The following is a 13,176-nucleotide window of genomic DNA, read 5'->3' as shown; positions in this document are numbered from 1 at the left end:
ACCATGCGTGGCCTGCACCTATAGTGTCCAATATGTACAATGGATATCTTCTATAGATGTCATCTATGGGAAATCTCCGGAGGGGCTCGCATGGGTCCTGAACTGCGTCACCTTCGCTATCTCCTGGCCGTCGCCGAACAGGGCAGCTTCACTCGCGCCGCCGAGGAGCTGCATGTCTCGCAGCCCACCCTGTCCCAGCAGATCAAGCAGTTGGAGAAGGCGCTGGGTGCCCAACTCCTCGACCGCACCGGGCGGACCGTGCGACTGACCGATGCCGGAGAGACCTACCTCCGGTACGCGCGCAGCGCCCTGCGTGACCTCGCTGCCGGCAGCCGGGCCGTGCTCGACGTCCAGGACCTCACCCGCGGTCGGCTACGCCTGGCGATGACCCCCACCTTCACGGCGTACCTCATCGGTCCGCTCGTCGCCGCGTTCCACACCCAACACCCGTCGCTCACCATCGAGGTGCGAGAGATGGCCCAGGACCGCATCGAAAGCGGACTGCTGGCCGATGACATCGACCTCGGTATCGCCTTCGGCACCGACCATCCCCCGGGCATCGAGAGCACGGTGCTGTTCACCGAGAGGCTCAGTCTGGTGGTCGGACCCGACTACCTCGACACGGGCCGCACCGAGCCCTTGCCCGTCGTGGCGCTGGCCGGCCGACCGCTCGCCCTCCTGAGTGGCGACTTCGCCACCCGTGGACACATCGACGGCCATTTCGGTGCAGCGGGCGTCCACCCGGTGATCTCGGTGGAGGCGAACTCCATCAGTGCACTCACCGAGATCGTGCGGCGAACCGACCTGGCGACCGTCCTGCCCGACGCGATCACGCGCGATCACCCCGCCCTTCATCCGATCGCTCTGACTCCGCCCCTTCCGGAGCGCACGGTCAGCCTTCTGCACCGCGAGAGCGCGTACATCAGCGCCGCCGCACGCGCCTTCACCACTCTGACCCGCCGATGGACCGCGAAACACTACCCACAGATACGCACCCAGATCGGCGACTGAACAGGAGCGAGGGGCACGAGAACGCAACCATCGGCGTAGGTACGGCCACGAGCGGTCGGCGTCCTTGACCTGGGGTTCCGGGTGAACGATGTTCGGTGCATATCTCGTGCCCTGGCTGAACCAGCCGCGCGGTCCCGGCGCATCTGCATCGGTCCGTACCGCCTCCGGCCGTCACTCCTCCAACTCGCCGGATTCCTCGGCTTCCCAACGCAGCAGGTCTCCGGGCTGGCATTCGAGCACCTCGCAGAGCGCGGCGAGCGTGGTGAAGCGCACGGCCTTGGCGCGGCCGTTCTTGAGCACTGCCAGATTGGCGGGCGTGATGCCGACGCGCTCCGCGAGTTCGCCCACGGACATCTTCCGTTTGGCCAACATCACATCGATGTCAACGGCGATCGGCATCAGATCACCTCGGACAGTTCGGCCTGCAACTGGGCTGCCTCGACGTCACGTGCGACGGCTTGGGCGAGCAGCATCCGTAGGACGAGCACGATCAGTGCGATCCCTTGGAGCGCCAAGGCGGCTCCGCACACCAGGAGAACCATGCCAGGGGGGACGGCCTCGCCCGGTGCCAAGAGGACCGCGAGCGCACACAGCAGGAGGGAGGCCATCACGAACGCGCCGATCACCCCGTGTACGTAGCGGAAAGCGGCGGGGGAGAAGACGGTGCCATGGCGCACCATCGTCACCAGTCGCCACACGCAGACGATGACGACTTGGACGGTCGTCACACCGAGGACGGCGATCACCAGGCACGGGATGCGCAGATGGGCGAGATCGGCATCGAGTTCCTCCAGATCAACGGCCAACAGCGGCACCATCACCGTTTCCACGAACACTGAGCCGGCGAGCAGCGTCACGAGCACGACGCGCAGCGCAAGCACGGTCAGCTTCCCCATCGTCTCTCCTTCAATTGAGCAACGATAGAAATCTATCGATTAACGATATGCATGGCAAGGGGGGGCGGAGCCATCGCTCCGGGCCAGCTACGGGGTGGCACGACCTGCCGTGCGTCACGCTGCGGGAGCCCCCGCAATGCCCTTCTTCGTAGACGAGGGCCTCCAACCAGCTGGGGGGCCCGAGCCTTCCCACGCGCCGGACTGGCCTGTCATGCCGGGTTGGCGGATCGAGCCGGGGGATGTTGTTCCCAAGGTGAAAAGACCGTGCCGCGCGAGGTTGACGATTCTGACTTGTCAGTGGCGGAGCCTAGGGTCGTTCCATGAGTTCCTCTTTGAGTGTCTACCTCCTCGATGTGGCTGCGACGCGCGCACTGGTCGGATCGTGCGACGAGCAGTTGCTTGAGACCGTCCGCAGGAGTTTCGGGGACGATCTGGCCCGCGACGACGACTACTTCAGCAGCGAGATCGAGCAGGGCGCTCCGACGGCGTACGAGGCACTGAGGGCGGTCGTCCACGGCGGCCCGTTCAGCGACGACAAGAACCATGCGTTCCAGTACGGCTACGCCTATCGGCGGCTGTGTGAACTCACCGGCTCCTTCCTGGACAACTCATCGTTCACACCGCACCGCGGCGATTGGCTCTCGACGGTTGACCAGGGCCTGGCGGCCCTCGGGGTCACCGCCGTTTCCGTGGAAGAATTCAGCTACGGCAGCGGTCTCCCGACACCCGTTCCCCGTGCGTACACACCGGGCTGTGGTGAATGGACTCCTGATCGCATCGCAGAGGCACTGGGGCAGTTCGATGCCACCAAGCGTGCGGTCGACGCATCGGGGCAGGCCCCGCCGCTGGAGCCCGAGGTCGTTGACGCGGTGATGATGTGCTTCGCATGGATGCGGCGCGCGCAAGCACGGTCCGGGTTCGGAGTCATAGGGTTCCGTTCCTGACACCACATGGCTGTGGATCGCAGGAAGCTCTGCGGGTCGGCGTCTACGATCTCAAGGCGATGTGGGGCATGGGCCTTGCTTTGACGCAGTGCATGGATGACACCGTGTCAGCGGCTCGTGAGAGATGCCATGCGTCACCAACACCGCGGGTCCGGGCGACGACTCGGTCCGGACCCGCCTGCGCGTCGATCAGTACCGGTAGTTGTTCGCATTGCTGAACGAGAAGCCGAGCGCACTGAGTGGAGCCGCGGACGTCCCGAGGGAACCGTGGCCGAACGACGTCGCCCCGCGTGCGGTGGGACCGGACTTCGTCCCCTTCAGCACCCAGACCGATCCTGCGCCCTGGTCCTCACCCGTCCCGCCGACGACCAGCTCGGGGCGGGCGTCTCCGTTCAGGTCGACCAACGCGGTGGCGAAGCCGAAGGTGTCCTTCGTCTCCGAGGTCCCCGGCACCCCCGTAGTGCTCTGGGTGAAGAGCTTCGCCCCCGTGGAGCGGGGGCCCGTTGCGCCACCGCGCAGGACCACGACGGCTCCTGCTTCCCGAACGGTACCCACCTTCTTGCCCGGAAGGCCCGTTGCGATGTCCGCGTAGCCGTCACCGTCGACATCGGACACGGACACCCCGGAGCCGAAGTAGTCACCGTACTCGGCCGTACCGGGCACCCCCTTGCTCCCCTGGTTGAGGACCACGACCTTCGACACGACCGGGCCGTTCTTCGAGCCGGGGAAGAAGACGATCCTGCCTCCCTTGCCCGCGCCCATGTCGGTCTCTCGGAAGTCGTCCCGTCCAACGACGATGTCCGCGTAGCCATCCCGGTTCACGTCTCCGACGTCGACGTTGTCGCCGCCCGGTGTGGTTCGGTCGTTCACATCCTTCCTGAGGACCCGGGCGACGGGGGCGAGCCCCCTGGTCGTGCCCGTCCACACGGCCGTCTCCGGGTGCTCGTACAGATCGGGGTTGTAGCGTGCGGCAACGAGGTCCGTGCGGCCGTCGCGGTTGAGGTCCCCGGCGGCCAGATCAGTGATCCGCTCGCCGTCGTTCACGATGTTCGTGCTCGCCGTGGGGGAGCCGTTCCTCGTGAACGGCCCCGAGAGCAGGCGCAGTTCGCTCTGGCCACTGGTGGTGGCCACGTCCGGGTCACCGTCCCCGTCGAAGTCGGCCACCGCCAGCGACTTGCCGAGCAGGGCATGGGACTCGGACCCGTTCAGCAGGGTGGCACCGCCGGACAGGCCCTTTGGTCCACCCCAGATCACGGAGAGCGAACCGGCCTCCTTCTGTCCCGCGCCCAGGCTGTCCTTGAAGGCTCCCACCAGGAGGTCGGCATGACCGTCCCGGTCGAGGTCTCCGCTCGCCAACGCCGCACCGAACTGGTCACCAGACGCAGCGGTACCGGGGATGCCGGGCGAGTCCTGGTGGACCACCTGCCGGTGTGCCGTCAGCGGCTTGGTCTTCGATCCGTACAGCACCGCCACAAGACCGGCCTTGGCCCGCTTGCCCGCGGTTCCGCCGGGTGCTGCGACGGCGAGGTCACGGATGCCGTCGCCGTTGAAGTCGTTCGCGCCGACCTTCTTCGCGGTCACCCTCTCCGGTGCCGCAGATCGGGCTTCGGTGGGAGCGGCGATCACCAGCGGCGCGGTCAGGGCCGCGACGGCCATGACCGCGGCGGCGAGCACCGGGCCACGGCTGAGTCGATGGGGGGTCATGATCAACCTCTCGGACGTGCGGTCCGGCAAGCGTGGAGCGGCCGGCGCGTCCGACGGGATCCGCCGGCGCAATCGGTGGGACTCGTGGACCATAGAAAGGGTTGTGCTCCGACGCGAGCCGAACGGCGTTAAGAGAAGCAGGAGTTCGGTGCACGAAGCCATCGACCTGCTCGGGAGCGACCCGGGGCTCAGCCGGGGTCCGCGCTCTCCGCATGCGTGTGCAGGAGCGATCGACAAGGCTCGTACGTGGTGTTCAGCACGCCTGCCAGCATGGGCCAAGCCAGTGATGCCGTGGGATCCCTACTGGCCCGGGGTGTCGCGTGGGTTTCCAGCGGCGTCGATGACCTCGTTCAGGACGCCCCGGGACAACGCCAACTCGGCGATCAGACGGTCGATACGGTCCCGTTCCGCGACCAGTTCGCTGACCAGACGGTTTGTCGCGTGTTCGTTGGGACCGCCGTCGACATCCCGCATGCACGGCAACAGTTGCGCGATCTTCTTGCTGTTCAGGCCCGCGGCGTACAGCGCCTGGATGCGCACGACGCGGTCGACAGCACCATCGTCGTACTCCCGGTGGCCACCCGGCGTCCGCTCCGCGCGGAGCAGCCCCTGTTGTTCGTAGTAGCGCAGAGAGCGCTCGCTCACACCGCTTCGGCGCGCCAACTCACCGATCCGCATCCCGCCCCCATCGCACCGGGCTTGAACCTGACACCGGTGTCACTTTCTACCGTACCGGCATGACTCATGCACCCGTGCCTTCCGGGCTCTTCGAACCGGTCCGACTCGGCCGGCTGGACCTCCCGAACCGTCTGGTGATGGCGCCGTTGACGCGCAACCGGGCCGGTGCCGACGGGGTTCCCGGCACCCTCATGTCCACGTACTACGCGCAGCGCGCCACCGCCGGACTGATCATTGCCGAGGCTGCCGCCCCGAACCCCGTCGGCCAGACCTACCCGAACATCCCCGCGATCCACAACGCCGCCCAAGTCGCCGGGTGGCAGCGCGTCACCGAGGCGGTCCGGGACGCCGGTGGCCGGATGTTCCTCCAACTCCAACACGGTGGGCGAGTGGGACATCCTCACACCAGCGGACTGATCCCCATCGCTCCGTCCCCGATCCCACTGCCCGATACCATTCACACCCCGAGCGGCCGACGGCCGTCGGTAGCGCCGCGCGAAATGACCGCGCACGACATCAGGACGACCGTCGCTGACTTTGCCGCCGCCGCACGCAACGCCCTGGCCGCGGGGTTCGAAGGGGTCGAGGTCCACGCGGCCAACGGGCACTTGTTGCACCAGTTCATGGCGTCCAACAGCAACCGGCGCACGGACCTGTACGGCGGCCCTGTTGAGAATCGCGTACGCTTCGCCGTCGAGGTGGTCAGGGCGGTCGCCCAGGCCATCGGGCCGGAGCGAGTAGGGGTGCGGATCTCTCCCGGAGGCATCTTCAACGGTGTGCGGGAGGACGACACCGAGACGCTCTACCCGGCCCTGGTCCACGCGCTGGCCGGAATCGGTTGGGAGTTGGGTGGCCCCGCCCGGACCGGGGGCCGCCCGGGTGACGCCGGGACCGGCCTCGCTTATCTGCACATCGTGTTCGCCGATCCGGACCAGCCCCTGTTCTCGCAGATACGGGCAGCCTGGCCTGGCAGGTTGATCGCCAACCCGAAGCTCGGCTGGGGTGGGCCGCTCCCGGCGGACGGCGGTCGCGCATCGGGCGAACGCCTTCTGGCGGCAGGCGCGGACATCATTGCGCTGGGCCGCGCCTTCCTCGCCAATCCCGACCTGGTCGAGCGACTGCGATCCGGGGCGCCACTGAATCCGCCGCGCGACGAGTACTTCATGTACACGGGTGGGGCAACCGGGTACATCGACTATCCGACTTTGAAGGCCGCTGCACAGCACGGGCAGGCATTGGAGGCCTTCCGACGGCCGTACACCAGTGGGCACACCGGGCAGCAGGCCGGCTGACCGCGTGAGGCCCCTCGACCGTCGTTCGACGTGGCACCAGCAGAGCAAGACCCGTTCACCGGATCCGGCACTCCCCACCACCTCGCTTGTGGTGCAGTGTCACTCAGATGTCGAGGGGACGGGCTGGGCGGCCGAGGCGGACGGGAACGCCCGGGGAGTAGAGCACGCTGACGGGCTCTTCGCGCGGTGCGGGCAGTCCCGCCGCCGCGACCAGTTCATCCCGGCATTCGATGAGCTCCGCTCGGTACAGCGGCCAGCGCGGATGGTCGTTCGGTAGAAAGGCGACGCCGCCGGGAAAGGGGTTGTGCATCCCCCATCGAGCGGTCAGGAACTGCTCCAGTTCCGTTGGCTCCTCGATGCGTTCGCCCTTGCGTATCGTCATGCTGCTGCTCGTACCGCGAGGTCCGGGCCAACGCCGACGACTGGTGTAGGCGAGGGTGTCACCTTCGGAGCGGACCGACATGCGTGACCAGAGATAGGGCAGTCGGAAGCCGATCCGCCCCATGACCACGGGGACCAGCCTGGACGCGTCCATCGAGCGGAACACCACTCCGCGCCGGCCGTGTGCGTCGACCGAGTACAGGCGCACGTTCGTTTCCGGGAAGGCGCCGAAGTAGGGGATGCCGGGCAGTCGGAACCAGCCCACTCGATCCATGCGAAAGGCCACCAATCCGACGTACGTGGTCCCGTGGAGCGTGTCGGGCACGGTGCCGGTCGGCATCAGCCCGGCAACGAGCGCCGGATCCACCGCCCAATGGACGAAGGCGAGGTCCAGCCACGACTGGGTGAGCAGTGGCTTCGTTATGACCGCGGGGGCGTCCGGGCTGACGGGATCTGGGCGGCGCTCTGTGCTCGGCATGGGCTCAGCATCGCAGAGCAGCGAGCCCGGCATCGCAGAGCAACGGCGCCGCCCGGGGAGCAGCGCGACCCTTGCTCGTACGACGGAGGAAGGACGGTCGCCCGTCTTGGTCGTGGTCCCTTGGGTGCTCAGGAACAGAAGGATCAATGACCATTTGGTGTGAAGTAGTGGGTGGATATGCGGCGGGTGGGAAAGCCGAACTGGACATCGGTGAGCATTCGCACAAGGAACTCGCCCATGCCGCAGTCGTACCGCTCCCATTCATCGAAGTGGAACTCCACCAACACCCGCCAGTCGTCCGGATCGGGCGCGCCCGTCTGCCAGACGAAGGTGATCTCCTGCTCCGATGCTCCCCAGCGCAGCAACCCACCGGGAGTCGGGTAGACCGAGTACGGCTCCCACAGTTCAGCGGCGTGCACTGCATCGTTCTGGAACCATAGGAGGATGTTGCTGCTGCGGGTGCCGGGGACGAGGAGGTCGAGGTAGTCGTCGAAGCAGCCCGGGCCGAACACCTCGACGATCTCCTTGTAGTCGCTCGGCAGCGGTGTCCCGAGGGCGGCCTCGGTAGCCGGCCAGTCGACGACGGTTCGGTCCGTCGATTCCCAGCCGACGAGGATGCGCAGCTTCTCGGCCCAAGAAGCGCCTTCGGGGAAGCCGACGACCGCAGGGTCACGGCGATCGGCGACCACGACGATCGTGCGCGCCTCCCCTGAGCGGGCTATCCGCCCGCATCCGATCCAGTGTGACTTGTACGCCCACCCCCGCATCTCTTCCAGTTCCCCACCGAACTGCTCGACGAGCGGTGCCCCGGTGCTCTCGACGAGCGATGGGTCGGTGAATCCCCCCATGGCGAGGTTTCGGGGCTGCCCGGCCCAGAGACGAACTGCGGTAATGAGCTCCGCCAGGCTCGTCCCGTCCGGGAGTTCGTAGACGATCGGTGCATCGAGGGCGGATGATGGCTGCTCAACCATCTTCCGTACTCTGGCGACGAGTTCGACGTGGCTCATGGTCGGTAGTCAATCCCATGGCACTGACAGCGCCGGACCCCGCGTTGTGGAGCAACGCGGGGTCCGGGTGTCCTGGGGCACGACAGGCCGGCGGGACGTTGGAGACACGACCTATCCCGCAGCCTTCTTCAGTGCGGGTCCCAGCTTCGCCAGGAGGGCATCCGTGACTGCCGGGTTGGGGCCCAGCAGCATGCCGGACTCATTGAAGTCGAGGAAGTGGAGATTGCCGCCGGTCGTCAGCTTGAGGGAGGACACCACGGGCCGCTTGACGAAGTCCTCCCGCGCCTTCTGACCTGCGACACCGAAGAAGGCGACGTTCGCACTGTCCAGCAGGTCCAGGTTCTCTTGGGAGAGCTGTGTGGTTCCGGCGGACTCGATCCGCAGCTTCGTCAGCGGTCCCGGCAGCCGCATGCCGAGCGTTCCGAAGAAGCGGGCGGTGGGCCCGTCCGTCGCAATGACCGTGTGCACCGTACCGGCGGACTCCTGCCCGAACGCGTACGTCTTGCCCTTCAGCCCCGGATGTGCGGCGGCGAAGTCGGCGAGCGTCTTGTGCGACTTCTCGATGAGTTGCTCAGCCTTCGCTTCCTCACCGAGCGCCTGCCCGATGAGCCTGGTCAACTCGTCGCCCGAGTCCTGGAGCAGCTTCGTCTTGTAGGAGATCACGGGCGCGACGGCCGACAGCTTCGCGTAGGCGTTGCCGTACGAGGGTTGTGCGGTGGTCATCAGGATGAGATCCGGCTTCAGCGCAAGGATCTTCTCCAGGTTCGGGTTCAGTGCGTCGAGCGTCAGCACCTTCTGTGAGAAGGCGGGTGAGACACCCAGCCAGTTTCCGTCGGACGAGGAGGTGTTGCGGGATGCACCGACCACCGGGGCTCCCAGGGCTGCGGCTATTTGGGCGTCGGCGAACCCCAGCACCACGACGCGCTGGGGCTTGCGAGGGATGGTGGCCTTGCCCTGGCCATGGGTCAGGGTCAACGGGAATGCACCCTGCTGGCCCGGGGAGTTCGAGGCACCCGTCTCCCGGGGGCTGGCGTTGTCGCTGTCGGAACAGCCAGTGAGGACGAGCCCTGCCACGGCGAAGGCCATGGCAGCGCGCAGCATGCGGGGGAGTGGGGACATGGAAGTGCCTCGTTTCGTGCGAATGGTGGTTCCCGGTGGTACCGGTGGTGATGTGGAATGTCTCGGTGACCGGCGATTCGGACCGGGGCTATGTGCGCTGGCGCGGTCCGGGTGGCACGACAGCCAGGGTCGTTGTGTTGCCGGGGTGCGGCGGACGGTAGGTGGGCGTTGACGGGGCTGCGGCGTACGGCGACTCTCGCGACGGCCTTGCGTCGGCGTCGGGCACATCTTGGGAGGAGTGGACGGCGAGATTCGGAGTCGGCGGTCGACCTCCGGAGTGCCGCGTGCCGACCCGAGCCGGCCGGTGGAACCACCGTCCCGCGCGGGCAACTCCCAAGGAGCCGCCGCGTCCGCCGCGAGGGAGGAGCGGCCTCCCGTGCCGCTCGGGAGCAGCCGGAAGCAGGTCGAGCGGTGAGTTGCCGTCGAAGGTGATCTGCCGCAGGCCCAGCGTGACGTCGCGTACGGTGCCGACGCACAACTCGCCGTAGATCATGGTCGTGCACCTTCCTGTTCGCGGCACGCACGATGCGCTCGTGGTCGCAGCGGATTCCGTTCTCCAGCCACTGCTCGCGGGGTTGGACAGATACGGATCCGGCCAACAAACTTAGGCACACCTTACTTAATAGTGAACTCGATTCGCAATTGCTCGTCTTCGCCGGATCGGCGACGGGGACCGCGGTTCGTCCGGGCCGCGCATGACATCCGGCGTGTCCCTGTACCTGGCCGAGACCATCTGGTCAGACGTTCCGGGTTGGTGCTGTTGGCCGTGCTCACACCGGCCGACTCGAGCCGCTCTGCGGCCGAAGGATCCCTCTGCCGACTCCGGCTCCTGCACGGCGAGATGGCCGCCGTCTGGCGCGAAACCCTGGTGCACCGCCGGCAATGCGCGACCCAGGGGGAGGCACGCTGAAATCCAACCACCGAAGCTGATCGACCCTAATGAACTGCGTTTTTCCATGGCAGCGGATGGCTCTCGCACGGCTTTGACGTACGGCGAAGTTCAGCACGCTCGCCTTGAGGGGCACCTGTGCCGCGCTTCGATCCCCGTATCCGACTCGCAGGCCGTGGGGACCATCGGCCTCGTGCGTGGGGATGCGCCAAGCGTCGGGTTCAGCCGTGGGGGAGGATGACTGCGCGGCCCGTGATGTCGCCGGCGTGCAGTCGTCTGTAAGCAAGTGGCGCCTCGTCGATGCTGAATGTTTCGGTGTGTACGGAGAGCACATCGGCCTGGGCGAGGGCGACGACGTCGGCCAGTTCGGTACGACCGCCCCAGTAGGGTGCCGTGACGGACGTGCCGTACGGAACCCGAGCAAATCCCACCGGGAGGGTGCCGCCCCCGAGACCGACGAGTTGGATGTCGGAATCCATGCCGGCCATGTCGGCGGCCATGCGACCGGTGAGGTCGATTCCGACGAAGTCGAAGACGGCCTGGGCGCCATGACCGTCGGTGAGTTCACGCACCCGTGGGGCGGCGTTCGCATCCGAAGGGAGAGCCTCGTGCGCACCGACGCTGAGGGCCAGTTGCCGTTTGTCCTCGGACACGTCGAGGGCGACGACCCGGGCCGGGGTGAGGACTCTCAGCAGTTGGATGGCGAGGTGACCGAGTCCGCCCGTGCCGATGACGACGGCCGTGGACCCCGGCACAAGTTTCGGCAGTGCACGACGGATCGCATGGTAGGGCGTCAGGCCGGCATCGGTGAGCGGCACCGTGGCCACCGGATCCAATCCGCCGATCGGCACCAGATGACGTACGTCGTCGACCACCATGTACTCCGCCATCGCGCCCGGTGTGCCGAGACCCGGAGGGTGGATGCCGAGGGTGCGTGCATGGGGACAGTAGTTCTCCCGGCCGGAAGCACAGACCGGACAGACACCGCACCCCCATGGTCCGTACACCACGACGGCATCCCCGATCGCCACACCGGACACCCCGCTGCCGAGCCCGGTGACCACACCCGCGCCCTCGTGCCCGAGGGTGAGCGGTAGCGGGAAGACGATCTGCTCCGCGGGCAATGCCATCACCGCGATATCGGAGTGGCACACACCGGCTGCGGTGACCTTCAACAGAATCTGACCGGGGCCCGGCTCGGGGGCCGGAATGTCGACGACCTCCGGATCCGAGCCGATGGCACGGTACTGGACTGCCTTCACGACGGTTCTCCCCTGCTCGGGGGCAGATCTCAGGCCGATGACCGGGTGCAAGACGTCCGTGCCCCGTGCCGGTGGCCCGTACCGAACGACGGTACGCCGGCTCCCGCCCACCGGCCATCGGAGCCGGCACCCTCACAATGCCACTGCCCGAGGCGTAGCGTGCCGTCCAATGGGTTGCCGAACCATCCGGACCGGCGACCAGCGATGAGTTTCTCCCCTGGTACGAGTCTCAGCTCGCGGGCCATGGGGCCTGCGAGAAGGAGGAGCCGTGAAGAACGACGTCTGGTCGATGGTGCATGCGGAGCGTGCGGCGCTGATCGATGACCTCAGCAACCTCGACGACGAGCAGTGGGAGGAGCCGTCCCTGTGTGACGGGTGGACCGTGCATGACGTGGTCGCGCATCTCGTCGACTCCGCTCGAACGACGCGCCTCGGCTTCGTCACGGGCCTTGCCCGGGCGCGGTTCGACTTCGACCGGCAGAACGCACGCGGTGTGCAACGCGAGCGCGGTGCTTCACCACGGGAGACCTTGGAACGACTTCGCCAGGTTGCCTCCCGGAAGTCGTCCCCGCCTGCGCCGCTCGACAGCCGACTCGTCGAAGAGGTCGTCCACGGCGAGGACATTCGCCGACCCCTGGGCATCGCTCATGCCTATGCGCAGGAGGCCGTGGTCAGATCGCTCCACCTGCAGACTCGCACCCCGGCTTCCTTCGGCGGAGCCAAGGAACTCGTGACGCGCGTTCGCCTCACGGCTGTGGACGTCGATGTGTCGATCGGAGATGGTCCGGACGTGAGCGGAACCGCGCTTTCACTCCTTCTGTCCGTCTCCGGGCGACGGATCGAACCGGACGAGCTCACCGGACCTGGAGCCTCCCTCTTGGTCACTCCTGTCTGACGAACCTCCGCCGAAGCGGCTGTGGCGGTTCAATCGCACTGGCACCGAACGTGTGTGCCACACGCCCGGGACAAACGGAGCCGCTCGCCCGGCTCACCGAGGCCGGTCGGGCGGAGTGTGCCCGTGCTCAACGGCACCGGCGATGCTTGGGCGGCTTCGCTCGCGGAGCACTGAACCCATCGACACCGCTTGCCCCACGGCCTCAGTTCCTGACCGCCCGCTGCCACGGAGAGCCGGTCGGCTGTGCCGGTCTGAAGTCGTTGGGCACACTCACCAGAACGCACGGGGCGGGGCGCGAATCCTCGCCCCCTCGTACCGGATCTGGCCTATGGGAGGTGCGGGGGCCCGAGGGGGAGTGTGGTCGCATGCGAACTCGTCCTCGCCTACGTGCGAGCCTGCAACGCCGACCAAAACAGAGCCCTCGACCTCTGGAAGCAAGCACGCTGTACCGAAGAAGAACACCAACGCGGAGAAGACACCCTCAAGACCTCCACGATCTCGCCGCCAACGCCGGCCGCGCCCTCACCCCCATTACCTTTTTGGTGGTCCCGCAATGGGGCTCCCGGCCTCCGGGCCCGGCATGACTGCTCCCCCCTGTTGAAGGTATGGCCCGGGGGGTG

The 13,176-nt window shown here is 67.1% G+C and carries 12 protein-coding genes; 4 read left to right on the top strand and 8 right to left on the bottom strand.

Translation table 11 applies throughout. The annotated features are described in order from the left end of the window. Nucleotides 1–90: 90 nt before the first annotated feature. Nucleotides 91–1,011 (top strand): transcriptional regulator CynR, encoded by a 921-nt coding sequence (gene cynR, locus ABZ348_RS23325; protein WP_358936004.1) that lies wholly within the window; start codon nt 91–93, stop codon nt 1,009–1,011. Between the two features lie 171 nt (nt 1,012–1,182). Here cynR and ABZ348_RS23320 read toward each other — a convergent pair whose 3' ends face one another. Together ABZ348_RS23320 and ABZ348_RS23315 are read right to left on the bottom strand one after the other, a co-directional pair. Continuing rightward, nucleotides 1,183–1,410 (bottom strand): helix-turn-helix transcriptional regulator, encoded by a 228-nt coding sequence (locus ABZ348_RS23320; protein ID WP_358936002.1) that lies wholly within the window; start codon nt 1,408–1,410, stop codon nt 1,183–1,185. Continuing rightward, nucleotides 1,410–1,907, bottom strand: a complete 498-nt coding sequence (locus tag ABZ348_RS23315) for a DUF2975 domain-containing protein (protein WP_358936000.1) — start codon at nt 1,905–1,907, stop codon at nt 1,410–1,412. Before ABZ348_RS23315 ends, ABZ348_RS23320 begins: the two co-directional genes overlap by 1 nt. Nucleotides 1,908–2,227: 320 nt before the next feature. On the opposite strand from ABZ348_RS23315, the gene ABZ348_RS23310 reads away from it, so the two are divergent. Further along, nucleotides 2,228–2,851: a hypothetical protein gene (locus ABZ348_RS23310; protein WP_358935998.1), complete on the top strand. Its 624-nt coding sequence runs from the start codon at nt 2,228–2,230 to the stop codon at nt 2,849–2,851. A gap of 189 nt (nt 2,852–3,040) precedes the next feature. Here the strand turns inward: ABZ348_RS23310 and ABZ348_RS23305 are convergent, their stop codons facing one another. Both ABZ348_RS23305 and ABZ348_RS23300 read right to left on the bottom strand, forming a co-directional pair. Beyond that, on the bottom strand, nt 3,041–4,555 hold the full coding sequence (locus tag ABZ348_RS23305; protein ID WP_358935996.1) for an FG-GAP-like repeat-containing protein: 1,515 nt from the start codon (nt 4,553–4,555) through the stop codon (nt 3,041–3,043). 300 nt (nt 4,556–4,855) lie between these two features. Next, nucleotides 4,856–5,233, bottom strand: a complete 378-nt coding sequence (locus ABZ348_RS23300) for a MerR family transcriptional regulator (protein WP_358935994.1) — start codon at nt 5,231–5,233, stop codon at nt 4,856–4,858. Between the two features lie 59 nt (nt 5,234–5,292). Here ABZ348_RS23300 and ABZ348_RS23295 point away from each other — a divergent pair, with 59 nt between their 5' ends. Beyond that, a complete protein-coding gene (locus tag ABZ348_RS23295; RefSeq protein WP_358935992.1) occupies nt 5,293–6,525 on the top strand; it encodes an alkene reductase in 1,233 nt (410 codons plus the stop codon). Nucleotides 6,526–6,628: 103 nt separating this feature from the next. Here the strand turns inward: ABZ348_RS23295 and ABZ348_RS23290 are convergent, their stop codons facing one another. The 4 genes from ABZ348_RS23290 to ABZ348_RS23275 all read right to left on the bottom strand — a co-directional run bounded on the left by ABZ348_RS23290 (nt 6,629) and on the right by ABZ348_RS23275 (nt 11,661). Then, nucleotides 6,629–7,384 carry a DUF2071 domain-containing protein gene (locus ABZ348_RS23290; protein WP_358935990.1) on the bottom strand — a complete coding sequence of 252 codons (756 nt, stop codon included), beginning with the start codon at nt 7,382–7,384 and terminating at the stop codon, nt 6,629–6,631. Nucleotides 7,385–7,527: 143 nt separating this feature from the next. Further along, nucleotides 7,528–8,391 carry a hypothetical protein gene (locus ABZ348_RS23285; RefSeq protein ID WP_358935988.1) on the bottom strand — a complete coding sequence of 288 codons (864 nt, stop codon included), beginning with the start codon at nt 8,389–8,391 and terminating at the stop codon, nt 7,528–7,530. Between the two features lie 111 nt (nt 8,392–8,502). Beyond that, the gene (locus ABZ348_RS23280; RefSeq protein ID WP_358935986.1) at nt 8,503–9,510 is read right to left on the bottom strand and encodes an ABC transporter substrate-binding protein; all 1,008 of its coding nucleotides are present in this window, start codon (nt 9,508–9,510) and stop codon (nt 8,503–8,505) included. Nucleotides 9,511–10,620: 1,110 nt separating this feature from the next. Further along, complete coding sequence (locus tag ABZ348_RS23275; protein ID WP_358935985.1) at nt 10,621–11,661, bottom strand: NAD(P)-dependent alcohol dehydrogenase; 1,041 nt, start codon at nt 11,659–11,661, stop codon at nt 10,621–10,623. 289 nt (nt 11,662–11,950) lie between these two features. On the opposite strand from ABZ348_RS23275, the gene ABZ348_RS23270 reads away from it, so the two are divergent. Next, the gene (locus tag ABZ348_RS23270; RefSeq protein ID WP_358936232.1) at nt 11,951–12,556 is read left to right on the top strand and encodes a maleylpyruvate isomerase family mycothiol-dependent enzyme; all 606 of its coding nucleotides are present in this window, start codon (nt 11,951–11,953) and stop codon (nt 12,554–12,556) included. Nucleotides 12,557–13,176: the final 620 nt, after the last annotated feature.

The sequence above is a fragment of the Streptomyces sp. NPDC005963 genome (assembly GCF_040638655.1).
Lineage (GTDB): Bacteria > Actinomycetota > Actinomycetes > Streptomycetales > Streptomycetaceae > Streptomyces.
The sequence above is the reverse complement of the archived record's forward strand: the minus strand, read 5'-3'. Positions and strand labels throughout refer to the sequence as shown.

Excerpts from the sequence above, each read along its gene's own strand:
- cynR (WP_358936004.1), top strand. The coding sequence starts at position 91 with ATGGGTCCTGAACTGCGTCACCTTCGCTATCTCCTGGCCGTCGCCGAA.
- ABZ348_RS23320 (WP_358936002.1), bottom strand. The coding sequence starts at position 1,410 with ATGCCGATCGCCGTTGACATCGATGTGATGTTGGCCAAACGGAAGATG.
- ABZ348_RS23315 (WP_358936000.1), bottom strand. The coding sequence starts at position 1,907 with ATGGGGAAGCTGACCGTGCTTGCGCTGCGCGTCGTGCTCGTGACGCTG.
- ABZ348_RS23310 (WP_358935998.1), top strand. The coding sequence starts at position 2,228 with ATGAGTTCCTCTTTGAGTGTCTACCTCCTCGATGTGGCTGCGACGCGC.
- ABZ348_RS23305 (WP_358935996.1), bottom strand. The coding sequence starts at position 4,555 with ATGACCCCCCATCGACTCAGCCGTGGCCCGGTGCTCGCCGCCGCGGTC.
- ABZ348_RS23300 (WP_358935994.1), bottom strand. The coding sequence starts at position 5,233 with ATGCGGATCGGTGAGTTGGCGCGCCGAAGCGGTGTGAGCGAGCGCTCT.
- ABZ348_RS23295 (WP_358935992.1), top strand. The coding sequence starts at position 5,293 with ATGACTCATGCACCCGTGCCTTCCGGGCTCTTCGAACCGGTCCGACTC.
- ABZ348_RS23290 (WP_358935990.1), bottom strand. The coding sequence starts at position 7,384 with ATGCCGAGCACAGAGCGCCGCCCAGATCCCGTCAGCCCGGACGCCCCC.
- ABZ348_RS23285 (WP_358935988.1), bottom strand. The coding sequence starts at position 8,391 with ATGAGCCACGTCGAACTCGTCGCCAGAGTACGGAAGATGGTTGAGCAG.
- ABZ348_RS23280 (WP_358935986.1), bottom strand. The coding sequence starts at position 9,510 with ATGTCCCCACTCCCCCGCATGCTGCGCGCTGCCATGGCCTTCGCCGTG.
- ABZ348_RS23270 (WP_358936232.1), top strand. The coding sequence starts at position 11,951 with ATGGTGCATGCGGAGCGTGCGGCGCTGATCGATGACCTCAGCAACCTC.